Origin of the sequence: Sphingobium sp. HDIP04 (assembly GCF_000445085.1) — a bacterium.
Classification (GTDB): domain Bacteria; phylum Pseudomonadota; class Alphaproteobacteria; order Sphingomonadales; family Sphingomonadaceae; genus Sphingobium; species Sphingobium indicum.
Map to the genome: position 1 here is coordinate 60,794 of NZ_ATDO01000111.1, position 15,423 is coordinate 76,216.

The window sequence follows — 15,423 nt, forward strand, 5'->3', positions numbered from 1 at the left end:
GGCCGCTGTCATTCCGTTGGTTGCCGGTATGGCCGGCGCTCTTGTCAGTGGGCTTTCTTGGCGTCCGCGCCGAGCAATGCGGTGAGACGCTCGCGTTCAGCCTTCGTCAAATCATTATACGTTCGCGGCTTGGGCAGCTTGGCGAGTTCCGCCGTGGAGGATTTCATGATCTCCGGCATGGCCTGCATAATTTCAGGCATGATCTTCTGCATCCGCCCGATATAATGCGGGTCGGCGGCCAGCTCCATGAAGCCCGCGCCGAACTTGGCGCCGACGGGCGTTTTCAGGAACGCACCGATCTGATCAAGCTCGGCCGCGCTGTAGCGATGGGCGAACGCTTCCGCCATGCCTTCCCGCATGTCCGGTTCATAACGTCCCATGAAACGACCCATGGCCGGCATCATGCTGTTGACGATCACGTCCATCCGCTTGCGGAAATTGGGATCGATGATCGCCATCATTTCCTCGATCGTGCCTTCACCCAGATGTTCCGCCCGTTCCGGGTCGAGGCCGCCGACCTTCAGGAACTCGCGGATCGGCATCTTGGTCATGCCGTCCATCATTGGTCCCATCATCTTCTGCATCATCGGCCCCATCATCTTTTCCATGGTGCCGTTGGGCAGGATGACGGCGGCAATCGGCTGAGCCTTGGTCAGCAGTGCCGGATCGACAGACTGGACGGCTGCCGCCTGAACCGGGGTCTGCGCCTCAGCCGCGATCGGCGTCGCCAGCAGGAGGAGGAGGGCGGCGCGCATCAGGCGGCCTGCCTTTCCCCGGCCGCCGCCTTGGCCTTCGCCTTCAGGTAGCGGTGCATATGTTCGGTCACGTCGCGGCCGTCGCGGATCGCCCAGACCACCAGCGAAGCGCCGCGCACGATGTCGCCTGCCGCGAACACGCCGTCCATGCTGGTCATCATCGTCTTGTGATCGACGCGCAGCGTGCCCCAGCGTGTGACGGACAGGTCCTCCGCGCCGAACAGCTTGGGCAGTTCCTCCGGATCGTAGCCCAGCGCCTTGATGACGAGGTCCGCTTCCAACGTGTGCTCCGTGCCGGGATCGGGTTCCGGCGCGCGGCGGCCCGATGCGTCGGGCTGGCCAAGGCGCATCTTCGTGACCTTGACACCGGTCACATGCTCCGTGCCTTCAAAGGCGATGGGCGCGGAAAGCCATACGAATTCAACGCCCTCTTCCTCGGCATTGGCGACTTCGCGCTGCGAGCCGGGCATATTGTCGCGGTCGCGGCGGTAGAGGCACTTGACCGAAGTCGCGCCCTGACGGACGGCGGTGCGGACGCAGTCCATCGCGGTGTCGCCGCCGCCGATGACGACGACCTTCTTGCCATTGGCGTGCAGCGAACCGTCCTCATGTTCCGGCACGGCGTCGCCGAAACCGGCCTTGTTGGAGGCGATGAGGAAGTCGAGCGCCTTGACCACGCCGGGCGCGCCGACGCCCGGCGCCTTGATGTCGCGGGGCTTGTAGACGCCGGTCGCGATCAGGATCGCGTCGTGGCGGCTGCGCAGTTCCTCCATGCTGGCGTCGCGGCCGACTTCGAAGCTTTCGTGGAAGACGATGCCGCCGTCCTTCAGGCGCTGGATGCGGCGCATGACCACGTCCTTCTCCAGCTTGAAGCCGGGGATGCCATAGGTCAGCAGCCCGCCCGCGCGGTCGTGTCGGTCGTAGACATGCACTTCATAGCCCGCGACGCGCAGATATTCCGCCGTGGTGAGGCCCGCCGGACCCGCGCCGATGACGCCGACCGACTGGCCGAGCGGCGCGCCGGGGACGAGCGGTTCGACCCAGCCTTCCTTCCAGGCGGTGTCGGTGATGAATTTTTCGACCGATCCGATGGTGACGGAGCCGTGGCCGGAAAATTCGATGACGCAATTGCCCTCGCACAGCCGGTCCTGCGGGCAGATGCGGCCGCAGATTTCCGGCATGGTGCTGGTCAGGTTGCTGAGTTCATAGGCTTCGCGCAGGCGGCCCTCGGCGGTGAGGCGCAGCCAGTCGGGAATATGGTTGTGCAGCGGGCAATGGGTCGAGCAATAGGGCACGCCGCATTGCGAGCAGCGCGACGCCTGTTCCTCCGCCTTGTCGAGGATGAAGCTGCGGCTGATTTCGAGGAAGTCGTCGGCGCGATCGTCGGCCGAACGCTTCTCGGGATAGGCCTGGCCCGTTCCCACGAATTTCAGCATTGGATTGTCTGCCATGGTGAGTCCCTGAAATGGATTTGCAGGGTGCCCATAGCAGAAAGACCCGCAGAGTCACGTGGATTCTGCGATTTAAGTCAGTATGATTGACCTATTTTCCGGGAAAAGCCGCCGGAATTTTGCCGGGGCTGAAATAATCTTGCGCTAAAAAGGTCCGTTTCGGCCTTACCTGAGGGAAAGCCATGCCAATGCCGCGATTCCCGCGACGATTCGATACCAGGCGAAAGGCGCGAAGCCATGGCGCGACACCAGCCCCACAAACCATCTGATCACCAGCAGCGCGACGATGAAGGAGACGATGAAGCCCAGCACGATGCTGCCCCAGCCGACCGTGGCGGAAGTCAGCTTGTCGCCGTTTTTCAGCAGTTCCAGCGTGGTTGCCCCCAACATGGTCGGGATGGCGAGGAAGAAGCTGAATTCCGCCGCCGTGCGCCGCTCCACGCCCAGGGTCAGCGCGCCCATGATGGTCGCGCCCGACCGGCTGATGCCGGGGATCATGGCGAGGCACTGGATGAAGCCGATGCCGACCACCCGGACGAAGGGAATGTCCGCAATGCCGTGGAAGCGGTTTTCCTTCACCATCCGCTCGATCCCCAGGATCGCGATGCCGCCCGCGATCAGCGCCCAGGCGACGACCCTTGGCGCGCCCAGCAATTCCTCGATATAATTGTGGAGCGCCAGGCCGATCACCGCCGCCGGGATGAAGGCGACCAGCAGGTTGCGCAGGAAGCGCCAGCTCGTCGGTTCCCGGCGCAGCAGGCCCATGCCGACCGCCCAGAAGGTCCGCCAGTAGAGCACCACCACCGCCAGGATCGCGCCCAACTGGATGACGACGTTGAACATCGCCCAGGTGGATGCGTCATAGCCCAGCAATTCGCTGGCCAGGATCAGGTGGCCGGTCGAGGATACGGGCAGGAATTCGGTCAGCCCCTCGACGATGCCGAGCAGGATGACTGTCAGATAATGCAGGTCCATTTGTGGGTCCGGTCCTTATCGGCGGGCAAAGACAAGCCCTCCCCCGGACGGGAGAGGGCGGAAGGAAAACTCATTGTGCAGGCGCGAAGGGGCGAGGCAAGCCGTCGCCGCACGGCCGGTCGCGCTCCGTTGCCGGTCCAGCCTGTCAGGCCTGGACCCGCCCGGCGAAGCGGCCATGCCTGCGATAGCGGACCAGCCATTTTTCCGCGACCGCGGGCATCGGCGTGGGCGCGACGCCAAGGTCCGCCAGACCTTTCGCGCCGGGGGCGACGACATTGTCCCTGCCCAGCATGGCCAACTGGTCCCGCGTGATCGGCCCGCCCGGCAGCAGGGCGATCAGCGAAGCGATGGAGGCGGGAACCGGGCACAGGCTGCGTTCCCGGCCGATGGCCTTGGCGATCCAGGCGTTGAGTTCCAGCATCGAATAGGTTTGCGGCCCGCCCAGTTCATAGGTCTTGCCGCCGTGCAGGCCCGGATTTTCGGCCGCGTTGGCGATGGCCTGCGCCACGTCGGCGACATAGACGGGCTGGAATCTGGTGGTCGCGCCGATCACCGGCACCACCGGGGTGAGGCGGATGATTTCGGCGAAGCGGTTGAGGAACTGGTCCTCCGGTCCGAAGACGATCGACGGGCGGATAATGGTGGCGTTGGGGAAGGCGGCCTTGACCGCTTCCTCGCCCGCCGCCTTCGACCGGCCATAGGCGGACGGGCTTTGCGCGTCGGCCCCGATGGCGGAGATATGGACCAGCGCCTTGAGGCCCGCTTCCGCCGCCGCCTTCGCGACATTGGCCGCGCCGCCATGGTGCGACCCTTCGAAATCGCCGGAGAGCACGCCGACCAGATTGATGACGATGTCGCTGCCCGCGACGGCGCGGGCGACGCTTTCGGGCTTGCGGATGTCGGCCGCGACGAACTGCGTCTGGCCGAGCGCGCCCAGCGGCTTCACGCGCAGGGCGGTCGCCAGGTCGCGCTGCGCCACGCGCACGCGCGCGCCGCACGCCATCAGCGCCTGGGCGACGTGCCGCCCCAGAAAGCCGCCGCCGCCGAACACCGTAACCAGACTGTCCTTCATCACGCGTCCCATGCCTATCCGTTCAAAGGGAATGACTCTTGGGCTGTATCGACATTCAGCCCTGACGGCCTGCAAATTGCGCTTTTCCGTGCTTCCGGTGCTCACCTACTTTGAGTAGGCTGCGCGCCGGGCCACGGAAAATCACCATTTTCGGCTCGCCATCTTCTGAATGTCGATACAGCCTAGGCGTTCCCTTGCAACAGCCGCCGCCCGCTGACAACCGCTTTACCCGATCCAGCCCCGCAAATCAGCAATCATCCACAGGCCGAGGGCCAGGAACAGCAGGGCCGCCCCGACCTGGAGCGCGCGCATCGGCACCTTCTTCGCCAGCGCGCCGCCGAACAGCACGGCAGGCACATTGGCGATCATCATGCCGAGGGTCGTGCCCGCAGTGACGGCGAGGATATTGTCGAAGCGGGCGCCCAGCATCACGGTCGCCACCTGCGTCTTGTCGCCCATCTCCACCAGGAAGAAGGCGATCAGGGTGGTCATGAACACGCCCGCCCTCGACGGCGCCTTGAGCGGTTCGTCCTCGTCGAACTTGTCGGGGATCAGCGTCCAGACGGCCATGGCGATGAAGCTGGCGGCGACGGCGTAGCGGAACCAGGGCTGGGTCAGCGCGCCCGCGACCGAATGGCCGACAAGCGCGGCGAGGAAATGGTTGGCGAGCGTCGCGGCCAATATGCCGAGGATGATCGGCGCCGGCTTGCGGAAGCGGGTGGCGAGCAGCATCGCCAGCAATTGCGTCTTGTCCCCCATTTCCGCGAGCGCGACAAGGGCGGTGGAGGTGAAAAATGCTTCCATCGGGGTCTGTCCGGGCCGGGCGAAGGTGAAGACGCAATGCCACCATCCCCTCCCGCCCGGCCGGACGGAGAAGATGATGCCATTGGTCTCGCCCGATGCGGATAGGACGTCGAACCGCCCCTCGCATCCCGCCCGCCATGGCCTCTCGGCCAAATATGTTGACGAACGGCCCGTTCCGTCAGGAACGGCTGGCTACTCCCCAGATGACGCAGCGGCCTTTAGGATAATCGGGCGGGCGGGGCAAGGCCTGTCGGACGTCTTGCCCCGCATCGCCATGTCAGGCTGCGGCGGCGATCCCGCCGACGCCCAGTTCGGCCAGCGCGAACTTGCGGATATGCTCGCCCAGGTCCTCGCGACCCAGCGCCAGGGCAAGGTTCGCCTCGATATAGCCCGCCTTCGATCCGCAGTCGAAACGCCGCCCGTCGAAGGTCACGCCATGGAAGGGCCGGGTGCCGATCATCGACGCCATGGCGTCGGTGAGCTGGATCTCGCCGCCCGCGCCCTTTTCCTGGGTCTCCAGGATCTTCATCACTTCGGGCTGGAGGATGTAGCGGCCCGGCAGGATCAGGTTGGATGGCGCCGTGCCCGGCGCGGGCTTTTCCACCAGCCCCCTCACCTCGGTGAGAGCGCCGTCGCGCCGGCCCGGATCGATCACGCCATAGCTCGGCGTGTCGGCCATCGGCACTTCCAGCGCGCAGACCAGATTGCCGCCGACCTTGTCATAGGCCTCGACCATCTGCTTCAGGCATCCCCGGCCCGGCGCGCCCTTCATGAATTCGTCGGGCAGCAGGATGGCGAAGGGTTCGTCCCCCACAATGTCCCGCGCGCACCATATGGCATGGCCCAGGCCCAGCGGCTCCTGCTGGCGCAGGAACACCGCATTGCCCGGCAACAGCCGCGTGCCGTCCAGCGCGGACAGATCCTTGCCCCGCTCGCGCTGCGTCGCCTCGGCCTCATAGGCCATGTCGAAATAATCCTCGATCGCGCCCTTGCCGCGGCCGGTGACGAAGATCATCTGCTCGATCCCCGCCTCCCGCGCTTCGTCGACCGCATATTGGATCAGCGGACGGTCCACCACCGGCAGCAGTTCCTTGGGCACCGACTTGGTCGCCGGCAGAAAGCGCGTGCCGAGACCCGCGACAGGGAAAACGGCTTTGCGAATCGGTTTGTAGGACATGAGGCTCCTGTTTCTTGGCTCGCGCGCAGAGAGAGTTGTCCCCTGCCGCATAAAGATCAAGCGTGGAAGATCACTTAACCCGTTCAGACAGCCAGCAGGCGCTGCGCTACCCTTTCGAGGGAAGCAATTTCCGCTTCGAGTTGCTCAAGCGAGACATGCGTCTGATTGTTCCGCGCATCGCGGCATGTGAAGCCGCCGGGCGCGGGCTGCTGAAAGCCGCCGATGATGAGCGACCGGAATCGGTCGATCCTCTGCATGTCGCGCTCTATATCCGCTATTTCCATCAGCGCGCCGGCATTGCGCCGGTCGCGCATCGACACCATGGTCCGCAATTCGGTCATCAGCTTCGTCATGCCCGGACGCGTTCGGGCGCCCACGGTCCGCACATCCCCCATGGCCTCCCGCATCATCGCGACCTTCGCCTCCAGGCTCTGTTCCAGCATCGTCCAGGCGCAGACCAGGCGACCCACCGCACATAGCAGCGCCGCATCCTCTGGCGCATAATCCGACACTGACCTTGGAATGACCTCAGCAACCACGTTCACTTCGTCCGCGCCCCGTTATCCTTCACGCTTTCCGCTCGAAGGGGAAACTGCCCGTTTTGCAGCGCGGAAGGCTAGGGGGGCGGGCGGGACCGCCCGCAGCAGCGGCACAGGCCATCGCCAACTGTGCCCAAACAGCGACGAGCCGTTGACCGTCCTCGGCGGCCGGATCAGAAATCGATAGCGATTCCCTTGCGTTCCCAGTCGCCATAGCGAACCGGGCTCAATTCCTCGTCATGGCGGGAAGGACTGTCGATCGGGTCGGGCTGCGGCACCGGCGGGCTCTTGGAAAGATGCGCGGGCGGCTTCACATGCGCGGGGCGCTTGCCGTTGAAGGTTCCCATCGATCCATCCTTTCGATTGCGGGGGCGACATCGCCACCCCATATTCGGGCCTGGACCGCTATCTGGGCCGTAGAGGAGATTTTCGCAAGTGAATGGGATGAAGACGGCGATGCTGTTGTCGGCGCTGACCGCGCTGTTCATGGCATTGGGCTATACGCTGGGCGGCAGCGGCGGCGCGGCGATCGCGTTGCTGGTCGCGGCGGGCATGAACCTGTTTACCTTCTGGAACGCCGACCGGATCGTGCTGTCGATGCACAATGCGCGGGAGGTGGATGCCCAGAGCGCGCCCGAATTCTATGCCCTCGTCGCGGAGCTTGCCCGGCGCGCCGGCCTTCCCATGCCCCGCGTCTACCTGATCGACCAGCCGCATCCCAATGCCTTCGCGACCGGCCGCGACCCGGACCATGCCGCCGTCGCGGCCACCACCGGCCTGCTGTCGATGCTGAGCCGCGACGAAGTGGCGGGCGTCATGGCGCATGAGCTGGGCCATGTGCGCAATCGCGACACGCTGATCATGACGATGGTGGCGACCATTGCGGGCGCGATCTCCATGCTCGCCAATTTCGGCCTGTTCTTTCGCGGCGGCAATCAGGAAAACGGCCACGGCAATATCGCCGCGACCCTGCTGGCGGTGATCGTCGCGCCCTTCGCGGCCATGATCGTGCAGATGGCGATCAGCCGCACCCGCGAATATGGCGCCGACCGGGCCGGCGCGGAGATCAGCGGCAATCCCCGCGCCCTCGCCTCCGCCCTCGCCAAGATTTCCGGCCGGGCGGAAACGATCCCCAATCCGGTGGCGGAGCGCAATCCAGCCGCCGCGCAGCTCTATATCGTTCCGGTGCATGTGAGCGAGCTTTTCTCCACCCATCCGGCAACGGAAAAGCGCATCGCCGCGCTGGAGGAGATGGCGGGCGGCGCGCCCCTGCCGCGGCGCGCATCCGCCCTGTCCCCGGCCGCGTCCTCCGCCGCGCCCAAGGGCCGCAAATCGAGCGCGCTCGATCCGCTACGCCGGGATTAGCAGCCGTCGGCAAGGGGCAGGGCAGGCGCCTTAGGCGGACTGTCGATGCACCCTAGGCTCTGTCTGCATTCACCGTATCCATATCATGGCGCATGCGAGATGGACGAAGCCCATGAAGGCAGAGAGGGTTTTCTCGCAGCGCAGGGCGATCCTTCGGAAGCGCTTGAGTTTGTTGAAGAAGCATTCGACCTGATGGCGCTCCTTGTAGAGCCTCCAGTCGATGGCAGGGGCGATAGCGCGGCTGGGATTGGCCTTGATCTGCGCGATTGCGCCAAGGTCATCGGCAATGAAGGCGCGTAGCGGATCGGCATCGTAGGCAGCATCGGCGATGACGTGGCCGACGCCTTCCAGCCCGGACAGAAGCGTCTGGGCCTGCGGGCAATCGCCATATTGCCCTGGTGTCGGACATATCCGAAGCGGCAGACCGATCGCATCGACGGCGGCGTGCAACTTGGTCGTCAGGCCGCCGCGCGAACGACCGATGGCGGCACTTTCAGCCCCCCTTTTGCGCCGCTTGCATCGGCGTGGACCTTCGAGATCGTGCTGTCGATCATCACATATTCGAAGTCCGGCGTGTCGGCCATGGCATGGAAAAGCCCCTCCCATACCCCGTTGCGTGACCACCGGCGGAAGCGCGCATGAACCGCCGTCCATTTGCCGAATATATCCGGTAGATCGCGCCAATGCGCCGCGTTCCCCGCCATCCACAGGATCGCATCGACAAACAGTCGATTATCAACGCCGCTCCGTCCAGGCGTCCCGGCACGACCCGGAAGATACCCCTCGATCCGGTTCCATTGCTCATCCGTCAGCACCCGTCTGCTCAAAGATCGTCTCCTTCAACGACCTTGAATCAGAACTCTCATAAAATGGGAATCCCATGAATGCAGACAGAGCCTAAGGCTTGTTGAGATTCAGGATTCCCCTTTAGGCTTTGATCTGATTCAAGCTCCTTGAAGGAGTTTGTGATGGAAGCTGAACGACTTGTCCTTCGGGACGATCAGTGGGCAAAGATGGCGCCATATTGTCTTGGCAAGGCAAGCGATCCGGGTCGGAGCGGCCACGACAATCGGCTATTTCTGGAGGCGGTGTTGTGGATTGCGCGCACGGGCAGTCCATGGCGTGATCTTCCGGCTGCATTCGGGAAGTGGAACACGATCTTCAAGCGCTATCGGGATTGGGTGAAAGCCGATGTTTTCCAACGGCTTTTCGACGCCGCGTCGGATGATCCAGACATGGAGTTTGCAATGGTCGATGGCACGATCGTCAAGGTCCACCGCCACGGCCAGGGCGCAAAAGGGGGACTCAAAGCCAGGCCATAGGGCGGTCGAAGGGCGGCATGACCACCAAGATCGTCGCACTCACGGATGCCTTGGGCAATCTCGTTCGCTTCGTGCTGCTACCGGGTCAGCGCTGCGACATCATAGGTGTCCCGCCCCTCATCGAGAACCTCGCCTTCGCTGGCTTCATGGCCGACAAGGCGTTCGACACCAACGCCATCATTGCTGAACTCGACGCGCGGGGCGCAAGGGTCGTGATCTCACAGCATCCCGGACGGGCCAGCAAGCGCCGGATCGACGCAGAACTCTACAAATGGCGTCACCTCATCGAGAACTTCTTCTGCAAACTCAAGGAGTTCAAACGAATCGCCATGCGTTCCGACAAGACCGATCAGAGCTTCTCAGCCATGATCTATCTCGCCAGTGCCGTCATCAACTCTCGATGAATCTCAACAAGCCTTAGGGTGTGTGGGGATTCAGCCCATGGCGGGCTGCAAATAGCGGCTTTCTCCGCTTCCGGTGCTCACGTACTGAAGTACGCTGCGCGCCGGTTCTCGAAATCCACTATTTTCGCCGCGCCCTGAACTGAATCCCCACACACCCTAGCTCACCTTCTTCAGCAACCATCCCACGGTGGAGCCGCCCGGCAGGGCTTCGCTGATGACCGCCAACTGCCTAGTGCCATGGGGGCGGCCCTCGGCATCCACCCACAGGCTTTCCTCTATCGCCAGCTTCCCCGCATTGGCGCGGAATTGCCAGGTCGCGCCCGTGTCGAGGCGCAGCAGCGCGCCCATGCCGTCGGCAGTGGGCGTGGGCTCCACGCCGGGGGCAAGGTGGAAACGGAGCTGGACGGGCAGCTTCACCGGCCTGCGGCGTCGCGCCGCGGGAGTCAGCATGTCCTCGCCGCGGATTTCCTTGCCGTCGCCGCTCATCAGCAGCAGGCGGCGATGGACATAGCCCATGCGCCGCACATAGCCGTCATGGCTGAGGTCGAAACGGCTGCCGCTTTCCGTTTCCTGCCGGTTGATCTCCACCTCGGTCACGCCCTTGCCCAGCGTGCCGTCGGGCAGCAGCGCGGTGGAATTGCTGTCGTCCAGCACCAGCGTGCTGTGCGCCGCAGTGGTGCGCAGTCCCTGCGCCAGATCGCGGGGCATCCACGCGCCCTCCAGCGCGGCGCCGCCGCAATTGACGATCAGCCGTTGCTGCCCGTCGCTGATCTCTATCGCTCCGGTGGAGGCGCAACCCGCATCGGCCAGTTGGGCGACGGGCGGCGGCGCGGCGTCCACCTGCACCACCGTGCTGCCGGCGGCCAGCCGCTGATAACCCCAGCCAGTGGCCTGGCGCAGCGGGCGGGCGCGGACGCGGCTGGCGCGGACGACGGCCTCTATGGTCGCGGGATCGACGGCGCCCGCGCCCTGCCAGTTGCCCAGCCCGCCGTCGCCATGGGTCAGGCCCAGCAAAGCCGGAACCGCCCTTCCCAGGGCCTCCGTCAGGAAAGGGGGCGTCTGTTCGCGCCGCACCTCATAGACGGCGGCGACCATGGTCAGCAGCATGATCGCTTCCAACTGGTCCAGCGGCGAGCGCGAGATGATGCCGCCGTCGCCATGAAGGCCGCTGTCGAGCGCGCGCTTGAGGCCGGCTTCACCGAACAGCTTGCGCGCCGCGCCGCCGGGCAGCAGCATCGACGCCGCGACGATCCCGCCCCAGGCGACCAGGCGCGGCAGGCCGACCGGCGCCTTGTCCGCGCCGCGGTCCAGATGGCGAGCGGTGCGGGCGATGCAGTTCAGCACCAGAGAGCGATAGACGAGGTCGCTCGACGAGAGGATCAGCGGCGCATGGGCAGACCAGAACAGCAGGCGCCAGCCCGCATTGTCGGCGCGCCATGCCGGTTCGCTGGGCGTGTCGGCATGGGCGGCGAGCCATTTGCGCATCACCCCTTCGGCGATCGGCGCGGCCTGTTCGCGGGTCGCCACGGTCGCCAGGTCGCGCAGCCAGTGGAAGCCGTGCAGATAATCGGCGAAGCCCGCCGTCACGCCCGGATTGGCGAAGTCCAATTTGTCGAGGGGCAGTTTCAGGCCCCGGAACAGGAAATAGCCGGCGCGGATCGCCTGGCCCGCATGGGCGTTGCCGGGAATCTCGTCATCGGGCACGGCGAGCAGCTTGAGCGGATATTTGCCCTTCAGCCGCCGGCCGTGGATCGGCGTCTTCCAGCTCAGCAGGTAGAAGCGATTGGCGATGCGCTGCGCCAGCGAAAGCCCCTTGTCATCCGCGATGCGGATGAGCCGCTTGCCCTGTTCGATCCCGTCCTCCGGGCCGGGTCCGGCCTCCTCGGGGGCGGAATGGGGGGGGAGGCGGCGGCGGTCGCTCACCCGCCGCGCAGCGTCCGAATATTGTCGGCATAGGCGGACGCGCCGCCCCGGAAGGTCGCGGTGCCCGCCACCAGCACGTCCGCGCCCGCCTCGATGGCGAGCGGCGCGGTCGTGAAGTCGATGCCGCCGTCGACCTGCAGGCGGATGTCGCGGCCTGACTTCTCGATCATCTTGCGGATCGCCTCGATCTTGCGAAGCTGGTTGGCGATGAAGCTCTGCCCGCCGAAGCCGGGGTTGACGCTCATCACCAGGATCAGGTCGACATCGTCGATCAGGTAATCCAGCATCTTCGCCGGCGTGCCGGGATTGAGCACCACGCCCGCCTGCACGCCCAGCGACTTGATGTGCTGGATGGAGCGGTGGATATGGGGCCCGGCTTCGGGATGGACGGTCAATATGTCCGCGCCCGCCTCCGCAAAGGCGTTCAGATACTGGTCCACCGGGGAGATCATCAGGTGGACGTCGAACGGCTTTTTCGTGTGCGGGCGCAGCGCCTTCACCACGCCGGGGCCGATGGTGATGTTGGGCACGAAATGGCCGTCCATCACGTCGATATGGATCCAGTCGGCGCCGGCTTCGTCGATGGCGCGGACCTCCTCGCCCAGGCGGGCGAAATCGGCGGACAGGATGGATGGCGAGATCAGGATCGGGCTGGTCATTTGACCATCGGCCTTAGCCTTGGCTGATGGTCAGGGCAACGCCCGATTAACGCTATCCACAGGCTTTTGGCCAGGGCTGTCGGCGGGCGGACTGGCCCTGTCCGTCAGGACAGGATGAACAGGGTAGGATCAAGGCGCGTCGACGGCCTGGAACCCTTGGGCAGGAACTGCTTGACGCCGTGCAGCGCAACCACCTGATTTCGCTGGATGACGGGCGCGGCTATCAGGCGCATGGCGCATTCGCCGCCGTCCGCCGGGCGGATGTCGACATCCACCGTGAAGCCGCGCCTGTGGCGGATCGCATAGGCGCGCAACCGCTCCATCGCGGCGCAGCTGTCGGGCGCGTAGAGCGACACGGCGAGCGGGCGGGGAACCGCCGTCCCGCGCTCCAGCCCGAAAATGTCATAGACCCCGTCCGTCCAGTTCAGGCTGTCGTCGCCCAGATCGCAATGCCACAGGCCCAGGCCGCGTTCCGCCAGCGCCCCGTCGTCGCGGGCGATCCGGTCGTCCAGCATCACCGGCGCCAGATGGTCGCGCAGCGCATAGAGCGGCCAGCTATGATTCAGGGGAAGGGGCTCGGTCGGGCGCAAGACAGGTCTTTCTGAATGCCGGATCGCACCATAGGGTTGCTTGGTCAAGGCTTGGTGGATCGTATCAGCCTTGCAACGAAAAAGCCATCCGTGCCGCCCTGCGCGGCAAGGCTGTCGGGCAGGGTGCGGACCCAGCCTTGCGCCGTGGGCGCGATGCCGTCGGGCAGCTCGGCTGGCATGGCGGGCAGCGGGCCGAAATCCGGCCGGGCGTCCAGGAACCGGGCGACCTGATCCTCGCCCTCCGCCTGTTCGAGGGAACAGGTGGCGTAGACCAGCGTCCCGCCGGGCTTCAGCCATGCCGCGGCGCGGGCCAGCAGTTCGGCCTGGAGCTCGGCCATCTCCGCGATCTGGCGCGGGCCGATGCGGTGGAGCACGTCGGGATGGCGGCGGTAGATGCCGGTCGCGGTGCAGGGCGCGTCCAGCAGGACGGCGTCGGCCGGAGCTTCGGGTCGCCATGCGCGCAGGTCGTCCTGCACGATGGCGGCGGAAAGGCCGGTGCGGGCCAGGTTTTCGCTCAGTCGTTCGAGGCGCTTCTTCGACTGGTCGACCGCCGTCACGCGCCAGCCGGCGGCGGCAAGCTGCATCGTCTTGCCGCCGGGCGCGGCGCAGAGGTCAAGGACACAGCGCCCCTCTCCCGCACCCAGCAGGCGCGCGGGGGTGGAGGCGGCCAGATCCTGCACCCACCAGGCGCCTTCGCCGAAGCCGGGAAGGTCCGGGATGACGGCGCCTTCGGGCAGGCGGACATGGCCGGGGGCAAGGCTCCGGCCGTTGAGCGCCTCGGCCCAATGCGCAGTCCGGGCGGGATCGCGCAGGCTGACGTCGACCGGCGGACGCTGGGCATAGGCGTGCGCGGCGGCCTGCGGCATGGCGTCGCCCCATTGCGCGGCCCATCGGCCGGCGGTCTCCGGCGGCAGGGCGGGGGGTGAGGGCAGCGTCGGATCGGCGCGGGTCAGCGTGCCGAAGACGCCATGCACCAGCTTGCGGGGGCCGCCATCGACCAGCGGCAGCGCTGTCGCGATGGCGGCGTGCGGCGCGGTGCCCAGCGCCAGCACCTGGATCAGGGCGATGCGCAGGACCATCCGCGCCTTCGCGTCGTACGGCAGCGGCTGGCGCGTGGCGCCGTCGATCAGCGCGTCGAGATCGGGGAGGTGGCGCAGCGTCTCTGCCGCGATGGCATGGACCAGCGCTCTGTCGGCGGGAGCAAGCCCCTGCGCCGCGCCATGCAGCGCGAGTTCGAGCGGATCGCCGCGCCGGAGCACGGCGTCGAGCAGGCGCAGCGCCGCGCGACGGGTGGGGAGGCCGGGGACGTCCTGGGGGCGGGATGGGCGGGGCATGGAAAGCGCCTAGGGCAAAATGCGCGGGAAAGTAAGTTGTGTTCGGGGGCGGCCCGCGCCTTTGCAGGTCGCGGCCGGATCAACCCGCGCCCACCAGCGGCACGATGTCCACGGGGCGGCCATTGCGCCGCAACTCGACCGTGATGCTGGGTCGCCCCGGCCCGGCATTGCCCAGGGGATCACCCTGCCGCACCACGTCCCCCACGGCGGCGTTGAGGCGCAGCAGCCCGGTGATCAGCGTCGTCCAGCCGCCGCCATGGTCGATGATGACGATCTGCCCATAGCCGCGATAAGGCCCGGCAAAGACGATGCGCCCCGCGGTCGGCGCCACCGCCAGGGCATCCGGGCGCGTGGCGATGGTCAGGCCCCGTGACCGGACGCCGCCTTCCGACACTTCGCCCATGCCCGTCACCAACTGGCCGACGACCGGCAGGCGATAGGGCGGCGGCGCGCCCAGGCTGCGCGGACGGGCCGGCGCCGGGGCGCGCGCCTGGTCGGGCCGCGCAGGGCGCGGCACGGGACCGGGCAGGGCGGCCAGCCGATCGCGCAGGTCGCCCGCCTCCTCCAGCCTGTCCATCAGGTCGACGATGTCGCGCGCCCGCTCCCCAAGGGCGAGGGCGCGGTCGCTTTCCAGATCGGCATTGGCCCTGTAATCCTGCGCCGCGAGCCGCTTTTGCGCTTCCAGCCTTTGCAGGGCGGCCTGCCGCTGCTTCAGGTCCAGCTGGCTTTGGGCGAGCGAATCCGCCGCCTGCTCGGCCGTGGCGCGCAGGGCGCGGCTGCGCTCGAGTTCCGCGCGCAGCCCGGCGGTCCGCTCCCGGATGACCGGCAGCACCTGTCCCAGCACGGCGCGCATATGGATGGCGTCGTCGATCGATCCCGGCTTGACCAGCGCCAGCGCCAGCGGCCGCTGCGCCATCATCTGCAAGGCCGCGGTCAGGCGGACGACAGGCTCCTGCCTGGCGGCCAGACGGGCGGCCTGCGCGCGCTGGAGCCGGGCGACGATGGCGATGCGGGCCTGCGCGGCCTGTATGTCCGCCTCCGCCTGCTGGATGC

General features: G+C 66.5%; 16 protein-coding genes and 1 riboswitch. Of the genes, 2 read left to right on the forward strand and 14 right to left on the reverse strand.

Annotated elements, in window-relative coordinates:
- Positions 1–44: 44 nt before the first annotated feature.
- From L286_RS40035 to L286_RS47995, 8 genes are all read right to left on the reverse strand, one after another.
- Entirely contained in the window at positions 45–755 is a 711-nt protein-coding gene (locus tag L286_RS40035; protein WP_020819037.1) for a DUF2059 domain-containing protein, read from the reverse strand.
- Positions 755–2,206, reverse strand: coding sequence for an NAD(P)-dependent oxidoreductase (locus L286_RS40040; protein WP_020819038.1), 1,452 nt, complete (start codon positions 2,204–2,206; stop codon positions 755–757). Before L286_RS40040 ends, L286_RS40035 begins: the two co-directional genes overlap by 1 nt.
- Before the next feature lie 165 nt (positions 2,207–2,371).
- A complete protein-coding gene (locus L286_RS40045; protein ID WP_020819039.1) occupies positions 2,372–3,181 on the reverse strand; it encodes an undecaprenyl-diphosphate phosphatase in 810 nt (269 codons plus the stop codon).
- A gap of 145 nt (positions 3,182–3,326) precedes the next feature.
- Positions 3,327–4,265 (reverse strand): complex I NDUFA9 subunit family protein, encoded by a 939-nt coding sequence (locus L286_RS40050; protein WP_020819040.1) that lies wholly within the window; start codon positions 4,263–4,265, stop codon positions 3,327–3,329.
- Positions 4,266–4,478: 213 nt separating this feature from the next.
- On the reverse strand, positions 4,479–5,057 hold the full coding sequence (locus tag L286_RS40055) for a TMEM165/GDT1 family protein (protein ID WP_021223695.1): 579 nt from the start codon (positions 5,055–5,057) through the stop codon (positions 4,479–4,481).
- Between the two features lie 18 nt (positions 5,058–5,075).
- Positions 5,076–5,272, reverse strand: a riboswitch (yybP-ykoY riboswitch).
- Positions 5,273–5,334: 62 nt separating this feature from the next.
- Positions 5,335–6,234 (reverse strand): UTP--glucose-1-phosphate uridylyltransferase, encoded by a 900-nt coding sequence (locus tag L286_RS40060; RefSeq protein ID WP_020819042.1) that lies wholly within the window; start codon positions 6,232–6,234, stop codon positions 5,335–5,337.
- Between the two features lie 83 nt (positions 6,235–6,317).
- Positions 6,318–6,746 carry a hypothetical protein gene (locus L286_RS40065; RefSeq protein WP_013038885.1) on the reverse strand — a complete coding sequence of 143 codons (429 nt, stop codon included), beginning with the start codon at positions 6,744–6,746 and terminating at the stop codon, positions 6,318–6,320.
- Positions 6,747–6,946: 200 nt separating this feature from the next.
- Positions 6,947–7,120, reverse strand: a complete 174-nt coding sequence (locus L286_RS47995; protein ID WP_013847977.1) for a DUF1674 domain-containing protein — start codon at positions 7,118–7,120, stop codon at positions 6,947–6,949.
- An 88-nt stretch (positions 7,121–7,208) separates the two neighbouring features.
- On the opposite strand from L286_RS47995, the gene htpX reads away from it, so the two are divergent.
- Positions 7,209–8,138 (forward strand): zinc metalloprotease HtpX, encoded by a 930-nt coding sequence (gene htpX, locus L286_RS40070; protein WP_025161016.1) that lies wholly within the window; start codon positions 7,209–7,211, stop codon positions 8,136–8,138.
- A 69-nt stretch (positions 8,139–8,207) separates the two neighbouring features.
- Here htpX and L286_RS49835 read toward each other — a convergent pair.
- Positions 8,208–8,965 (reverse strand): IS5 family transposase gene (locus tag L286_RS49835; protein ID WP_152520581.1). Its coding sequence is split into 2 segments (ribosomal slippage): positions 8,208–8,647 and positions 8,647–8,965, totalling 759 coding nucleotides; the frame shifts between segments, so codons are not numbered across the junction.
- A gap of 141 nt (positions 8,966–9,106) precedes the next feature.
- On the opposite strand from L286_RS49835, the gene L286_RS48000 reads away from it, so the two are divergent.
- Positions 9,107–9,864 (forward strand): IS5 family transposase gene (locus L286_RS48000; RefSeq protein WP_115288555.1). Its coding sequence is split into 2 segments (ribosomal slippage): positions 9,107–9,443 and positions 9,443–9,864, totalling 759 coding nucleotides; the frame shifts between segments, so codons are not numbered across the junction.
- A gap of 156 nt (positions 9,865–10,020) precedes the next feature.
- On the opposite strand, the gene L286_RS40090 is transcribed toward L286_RS48000, so the two are convergent.
- The 5 genes from L286_RS40090 to L286_RS40110 form a co-directional block, all read right to left on the reverse strand.
- Entirely contained in the window at positions 10,021–11,787 is a 1,767-nt protein-coding gene (locus L286_RS40090) for a heparinase II/III family protein (RefSeq protein WP_013038888.1), read from the reverse strand.
- Entirely contained in the window at positions 11,784–12,446 is a 663-nt protein-coding gene (gene rpe / locus L286_RS40095; RefSeq protein ID WP_007686706.1) for a ribulose-phosphate 3-epimerase, read from the reverse strand. The genes L286_RS40090 and rpe overlap by 4 nt, the downstream gene beginning before the upstream one ends.
- A gap of 104 nt (positions 12,447–12,550) precedes the next feature.
- A complete protein-coding gene (locus tag L286_RS40100; RefSeq protein WP_007686705.1) occupies positions 12,551–13,036 on the reverse strand; it encodes a hypothetical protein in 486 nt (161 codons plus the stop codon).
- A gap of 44 nt (positions 13,037–13,080) precedes the next feature.
- Positions 13,081–14,370 (reverse strand): RsmB/NOP family class I SAM-dependent RNA methyltransferase, encoded by a 1,290-nt coding sequence (locus tag L286_RS40105; protein ID WP_020819044.1) that lies wholly within the window; start codon positions 14,368–14,370, stop codon positions 13,081–13,083.
- Positions 14,371–14,449: 79 nt separating this feature from the next.
- Positions 14,450–15,423, reverse strand: a 974-nt coding sequence (locus L286_RS40110; RefSeq protein ID WP_021223696.1) for a murein hydrolase activator EnvC family protein, incomplete at its 5' end; no start/stop codon positions are given.

What these genes read in the sequence shown, in the direction of transcription:
- L286_RS40060 (WP_020819042.1), bottom strand. Translation starts at nt 6,234, where the DNA reads ATGTCCTACAAACCGATTCGCAAAGCCGTTTTCCCTGTCGCGGGTCTC.
- rpe (WP_007686706.1), bottom strand. Translation starts at nt 12,446, where the DNA reads ATGACCAGCCCGATCCTGATCTCGCCATCCATCCTGTCCGCCGATTTC.
- L286_RS40050 (WP_020819040.1), bottom strand. Translation starts at nt 4,265, where the DNA reads ATGGGACGCGTGATGAAGGACAGTCTGGTTACGGTGTTCGGCGGCGGC.
- L286_RS40045 (WP_020819039.1), bottom strand. Translation starts at nt 3,181, where the DNA reads ATGGACCTGCATTATCTGACAGTCATCCTGCTCGGCATCGTCGAGGGG.
- L286_RS47995 (WP_013847977.1), bottom strand. Translation starts at nt 7,120, where the DNA reads ATGGGAACCTTCAACGGCAAGCGCCCCGCGCATGTGAAGCCGCCCGCG.
- L286_RS40105 (WP_020819044.1), bottom strand. Translation starts at nt 14,370, where the DNA reads ATGCCCCGCCCATCCCGCCCCCAGGACGTCCCCGGCCTCCCCACCCGT.
- L286_RS40055 (WP_021223695.1), bottom strand. Translation starts at nt 5,057, where the DNA reads ATGGAAGCATTTTTCACCTCCACCGCCCTTGTCGCGCTCGCGGAAATG.
- L286_RS40040 (WP_020819038.1), bottom strand. Translation starts at nt 2,206, where the DNA reads ATGGCAGACAATCCAATGCTGAAATTCGTGGGAACGGGCCAGGCCTAT.
- L286_RS40035 (WP_020819037.1), bottom strand. Translation starts at nt 755, where the DNA reads ATGCGCGCCGCCCTCCTCCTCCTGCTGGCGACGCCGATCGCGGCTGAG.